We start from the raw sequence: 5,029 nt of genomic DNA, 5'->3' as shown, positions 1-5,029 counted from the left end.
CGGCGTAGTAGCCGGCGTTGGCGGCGGTGGGCACCGTGGAGATCAGGGTGTGCAGGTACGGGGCGCCGCCGATGCGGCGAAGCAGGCCGCGGCGGTCCAGTTCGGCGGCCACGGTCACCGCGTCGGCCGGTTCACCGCGGCCGTAGAGATCCAGGATCGCGTCGTAGAGGTTCTGATGCGCCGGTCGGTAGAAGTCTCCGGGGCGCAGTCGTTCCAGTACGTCGGCGATGGCGTCCTTGCTCAGCAGCATCCCACCCAGCACGGACTGCTCGGCGACGAGGTCCTGCGGGGGCTGGCGGCCGAAATCCTCAGCCGGCGGCGACGAGGAGGCACCGGGTTGTCCAAGGTCATCGACGACGGCCATCGGGGCTACCGCACTCCTTCTCTGCCTGTCTGCGTTGAGCGCCGATCGAACATGTATTCGACCAACCACGGTTCACCATAAGTTCCGGCACCGACAACGAGGGCCCGCGGAGTCTCGCCGCCGGCGCCCAGGGGAACGTTAGATGTTGCTGACGCTGCCGCAAACCGGGCCTGTTCACCAACCTGTTAGCGGGTTGTGGATATCTACCGAGAACAGTGTTGGCGGGCTGTGGACAACTTGTGGATCACTATGAATTTATTGCGCATCTGTCCACGTAAACGCAGGATAACGGCCCCGGGGAGTTGTGGATGAGAAGTCGGGCGGCGTGTCGGTCCAAGTTGAGGTCCGGGCGTGTTGCGTGGGCCGTTGCACGGGCAAACAGTTACGCCGAGTGGCGTTAACTGTGTCCAGGAAAACCCGGGCCCGCATTCGACCGGAAATAACGAAATCCCCGGCCGGCCTTGCGGCCGCCACCGGGGATTTCGTTCGAATGCTCCGCTAGGACTGCGCCGCGACCTCGAGGGTGACGTCGACGTCGACCTCCGGGTGCAGGTGAACGGCGACGGTGTGGCTACCGGTCTCCTTGATGTGAGCCTTGGGCAGTCGCACGCTGCGCTTGTCGATGTTCGGGCCACCGGCCTTCTTGATCGCCATGACGATGTCGTTGGCGGTGACCGAGCCGAACAGCTTGCCCGAATCGTGGGTCTTAACGGCCAGCGCGACCGACCCCAAGCCCGCGATGGCGGCCTTGATCTCCTCGGCGTGCCCGCGGTCGCGGACCGTCTTCGCATCGCGCGCGCGGCGGATGCTCTCGACATGCTTCTGGGCGCCGCGGGTGGCCGGGACAGCCAGGCCGCGGGGCAACAGGAAGTTGCGGCCGTAACCGTCCTTGACCTCCACGGTGTCGCCGGCTGCTCCGAGGTGATCGACCTCGGCGGTGAGAATCAGCTTCATGGTTTCTCGCTCCGTTCCTAGCGGGTCGCCGACGTGAACGGCAGCAAGGCGACCTCGCGGGCGTTCTTCACGGCGATGGCGACGTCGCGTTGGTGCTGCACGCAGTTCCCGGTCACCCGGCGGGCGCGGATCTTGCCGCGCTCGCTGATGTAGGTGCGCAGCAGTGCGGTGTCCTTGTAGTCGATGTTCTGCCCCCTGCCCTTCTTGGAGCAGAACACGCACTTGCGGGTCTTGATCGGCTTGTCCGGGGCCGGACGCCGCTTGGTCGGTTTGGCTTTAGCCATCTGTCAATCTCTTTCGTTCTCTCATGGTTCGCGCCCGGGGCGCGCGTTCGAATGTCAGAAGGGCGGTTCGTCGTCGCTGCCGCCGAACGAACCCGATGCGGGCGCGCTGCCCCACGGATCCTCCTGCGCGGCAACGGTATTGGCACGGCCGCCACCACCACCACCGCCACCACCACCGCCACCGAAGCCGCCGCCACCACCACCGCGGCTGGCCTTGTTGACCTTCGCGGTGGCATAGCGCAGGGACGGGCCGACCTCGTCGACCTCGACCTCCATGACGGTGCGCTTCTCGCCCTCTTTGGTTTCGAAGGAGCGCTGCTTGAGTCGGCCGGTGAGGATCACCCGGGAGCCGCGGGTGAGGCTTTCGGCGACGTTCTCGGCTGCCTCGCGCCAGATGTTGCAGCGCAGGAACAACGCCTCGCCGTCCTTCCACTCCCCGCTCTGGCGGTCGTAGATCCGGGGCGTAGAGGCCACGGTGAAGTTGGCGACGGCCGCACCCGACGGGGTGAACCGCAGTTCGGGGTCGGCCGTCAGGTTTCCGACGACGGTGATGGTCGTGTCACCGGCCACAATGTCCTCCTGGGATTTGGTGGATGCTGCCCCGAGCGTACGTAGCGTCTACGACAGGTCGAGACAGCCCTGGACGGTTATCCACTGCGGTCAGTGCTTGTCGGTCCGCATCACCTTGGTCCGCAGCACCGACTCGTTCAGGTTGAGCTGACGGTCGAGCTCGGACACGGTCTTGTGTTCGGCCTTGACGTCGACGACGGCGTAGATGCCCTCGGCGTGCTTGGCGATCTCGTAGGCCAGCCGGCGCCGGCCCCAGATGTCGACTTTGTCCACGGTCCCGCCGTCTCCGCGGATCACGTTGAGGAACGTGTCCAGGGACGGGGCGACGGTGCGCTCGTCGAGAGTGGGGTCAAGAATGACCATGATTTCGTATTGACGCATGGAAACCTCATCACCTCCTATGGTCATGTGCGGCCACGGCGGATTCCGTGGCAGGAGGGTCGCCTGCGTCGGCAACCGCCATAGGCTACAGCAGACGCGGCTGATCAGCGAAATCAGTCGCGCTGACGGCCGTATTCGATAGCCAGCAGGCGAGTGGTATCCGACGCCTTGGCCAGGCTTCCGGAGTCGAACGGCGGCTGCGGGTCGTATTCGATCATCAGCTGGCAGGCCTCGGCGGCCTGCCGGTCGACCAGCAGTTCGACCAGCCGAAGCGCCATGTCGATGCCGCTGGAAACCCCCGCCGCGGTGATGATGCGCTCCGGGAGGTGCTCGACCACCCGCTCCGGGGTGTAGACCGCCCCGAGAGAACCGAGGATGTCCTGGCATGACCAGTGCGTGGTGGCCGTCAGGCCCTCGAGCAGGCCGGCAGCGGCCAGCACCAGGCTGCCGGTGCACACCGACGTGGTGAACCGGGTGTGCGGGTGCGCCTGGCGCAGCCAGTCGAGCACGGTCTCGTCGCGGATGAGGCCGCGGGTGCCGACGCCGCCGGGTACCAGCACGACGTCGGGCCTGGCCACCTCCTCGAAGGTGGCGTCACACATCAGCCCGAGCATGCCGTTGTCGGTGCGGACCTCGCCGCGACGGTGCCCCACGAAGACCACGTCGATGGTCGGCACCCGCTGCAGCACCTCGTAGGGGCCGATGGAGTCCAGCGCGGTGTTACGCGGGAACAGCGCTATCGCGACCTGCATGCGTCACCTCCCGCTGCACTCGGGAAGGCCGCAGACGCTGCGGCCACCACGCCGGGAACGCATCCGGCGTCCGGTCGAAGACCCCGCCGGACGGGTCGTCGATACGCCCGCCCCAGCGCACCAGATCCTCTGCCGGACGGTAGATCTGACGGACCACCAGGACGACGAGCCCGACCACGGCGAGGTCGCGCACCAGTACCGTGGCGGTGAACCACTGCTCCGGCAGGCCCTTGTTCTGTTCGCCGTACAGATAGAGCATCCGGGGCACCCACACCAGCGCGTCGACCGTCATCCAGGCCAGCAGCACCCTCCGGTGCGGCACCGCCAGCACCGCCAGTGGCACCAGCCACAGCGAGAATTGCGGGCTCCACACCTTGTTCACCAGCAGGAAGGCCGCGATCACCAGGAACGCCAACTGCGCCACCCGCGGCCGCTGGGGAGCGGTCAGGGCGATGTATCCGATTGCCGCGCAACATATCCCGAACAACACCGCCACGACGGCGTTGAGCATCACCGGGGGCTGCCAGAAGCCCAGGCCGGAATCCAGCCCCCGCCACCCGGTGAACGACCCGATGACGTTGAACAGGGAGTCCATGTCCTGGGTGCGCCGGCTGTTGAGCCGGAAGAACTCCGACCATCCGCGCGGGTACAACAGCATCACCGGCAGGTTGATCAGCACCCAGGTGATGACGGCCACCGCCGAAGTGCGCACCGCCTCGGCCAACCGACCGGTTCGCACACCCAACAGCAGAAGCGGCAGCAGGAACAGCGCCGGATACAGTTTGGCCGCTGCCCCGAGCCCGATCAGGACACCGGCCAGGGTGGGCTTGCGCCGCGACCACGCCAGCAGCCCACCGATCGCCAGAGACGTCGCCAGGGCGTCGAAATTGGTGAAGATCTGGAAGATCAGGAGCGGGGAGGCGGCCACCAGGGCGGCGTCCCACACCCGCCGGCCGGCCAGCATCGCCGTCGCCCACACCGTCGCCAGCCAGGCCAACGCCAGGCCGAAGGCGGCGACGTTGAAGAACACCACCACCTCGGCCACCCCGTTGAGCAACGGCGCCTTGGTCACTTTCGCCAGAGCGGTGTAGGTCTTGGCCAGCGACATCGACACGTACTGGTACAGCCCGGTCAGCACCGGGTATTCCATGTAGCGGACGGCGGGACTGCCGTCGTACATGGTGCGCGGCTTGCCCGCCGAATCCAGTTCCAGCCAACTGGACTTGTACGGAAACTTGCCCTGGCTCAACAACTCCGCGCCGTACATCGGCACGGTGTCGGAGTAGCACAGTTCGTAGTAGGCCCGCTGGTTCTCCCAGTTGGCCACCCGACGGTCCGGGGGGCCGCTGCCGACGGTCTGCAAGCAGGGCGCCTTGGTGGACCATCCCAGCGCCAGGAAGACCAGGGCGATCAAGAACATCACCCGCAGCGGGGTCAGGACGCGGGTCCGTCCGATCAGCGCGTGACGGCCCACCGGCCCGCCGATGGCGCCGGCCGACGCCGCGCCGATCGGGTCGGTGCGGCTGGGCATGTCGCGGCCGTCGGCGCTGCGCAGGTCGTCGGCAAGCGGCAGCGGCGACACCGTCGAACCGTCGGTCAGGGCACCATCCGGCCGCGTCACGGAGGCGGCGGCGGTCCCGGCAGCGGTGCGCCCGGGACGGGCGGAGGCGGCGGCGGCGGAGGTGGCGGCGGCGGAGGTGGCGGCGGCGGAGGTGGCGGCGGCG

Annotated in this window: 7 protein-coding genes; all 7 read right to left on the bottom strand. The window is 67.5% G+C overall.

Features of this window, described 5'->3' with window-relative positions:
* Positions 1-364 (bottom strand): DnaB-like helicase N-terminal domain-containing protein (locus ADBZ5U_RS14105; RefSeq protein WP_526811217.1); only part of this gene is annotated, 364 nt, incomplete at its 3' end.
* A 498-nt stretch (positions 365-862) separates the two neighbouring features.
* Positions 863-1,318: a 50S ribosomal protein L9 gene (gene rplI / locus ADBZ5U_RS14100; RefSeq protein WP_526811215.1), complete on the bottom strand. Its 456-nt coding sequence runs from the start codon at positions 1,316-1,318 to the stop codon at positions 863-865.
* 17 nt (positions 1,319-1,335) lie between these two features.
* Entirely contained in the window at positions 1,336-1,602 is a 267-nt protein-coding gene (rpsR, locus tag ADBZ5U_RS14095; RefSeq protein WP_526811213.1) for a 30S ribosomal protein S18, read from the bottom strand.
* A 54-nt stretch (positions 1,603-1,656) separates the two neighbouring features.
* A complete protein-coding gene (locus tag ADBZ5U_RS14090; RefSeq protein WP_526811211.1) occupies positions 1,657-2,172 on the bottom strand; it encodes a single-stranded DNA-binding protein in 516 nt (171 codons plus the stop codon).
* Positions 2,173-2,262: 90 nt separating this feature from the next.
* On the bottom strand, positions 2,263-2,553 hold the full coding sequence (rpsF, locus tag ADBZ5U_RS14085; RefSeq protein WP_526811209.1) for a 30S ribosomal protein S6: 291 nt from the start codon (positions 2,551-2,553) through the stop codon (positions 2,263-2,265).
* A gap of 113 nt (positions 2,554-2,666) precedes the next feature.
* Entirely contained in the window at positions 2,667-3,305 is a 639-nt protein-coding gene (locus ADBZ5U_RS14080; protein WP_526811207.1) for a DJ-1/PfpI family protein, read from the bottom strand.
* Entirely contained in the window at positions 3,274-4,836 is a 1,563-nt protein-coding gene (locus ADBZ5U_RS14075) for a glycosyltransferase family 87 protein (RefSeq protein WP_526811218.1), read from the bottom strand. Before ADBZ5U_RS14075 ends, ADBZ5U_RS14080 begins: the two co-directional genes overlap by 32 nt.
* Between the last annotated feature and the right edge of the window lie 193 nt (positions 4,837-5,029).

The sequence above is a fragment of the Mycobacterium sp. genome, from assembly GCF_040398885.1.
Taxonomy (GTDB): Bacteria; Actinomycetota; Actinomycetes; order Mycobacteriales; family Mycobacteriaceae; genus Mycobacterium.
The sequence above is the reverse complement of the archived record's forward strand: the minus strand, read 5'-3'. Positions and strand labels throughout refer to the sequence as shown.

What these genes read in the sequence shown, in the direction of transcription:
- rplI (WP_526811215.1), bottom strand. Translation starts at nt 1,318, where the DNA reads ATGAAGCTGATTCTCACCGCCGAGGTCGATCACCTCGGAGCAGCCGGC.
- rpsR (WP_526811213.1), bottom strand. Translation starts at nt 1,602, where the DNA reads ATGGCTAAAGCCAAACCGACCAAGCGGCGTCCGGCCCCGGACAAGCCG.
- rpsF (WP_526811209.1), bottom strand. Translation starts at nt 2,553, where the DNA reads ATGCGTCAATACGAAATCATGGTCATTCTTGACCCCACTCTCGACGAG.
- ADBZ5U_RS14080 (WP_526811207.1), bottom strand. Translation starts at nt 3,305, where the DNA reads ATGCAGGTCGCGATAGCGCTGTTCCCGCGTAACACCGCGCTGGACTCC.
- ADBZ5U_RS14075 (WP_526811218.1), bottom strand. Translation starts at nt 4,836, where the DNA reads ATGCCCAGCCGCACCGACCCGATCGGCGCGGCGTCGGCCGGCGCCATC.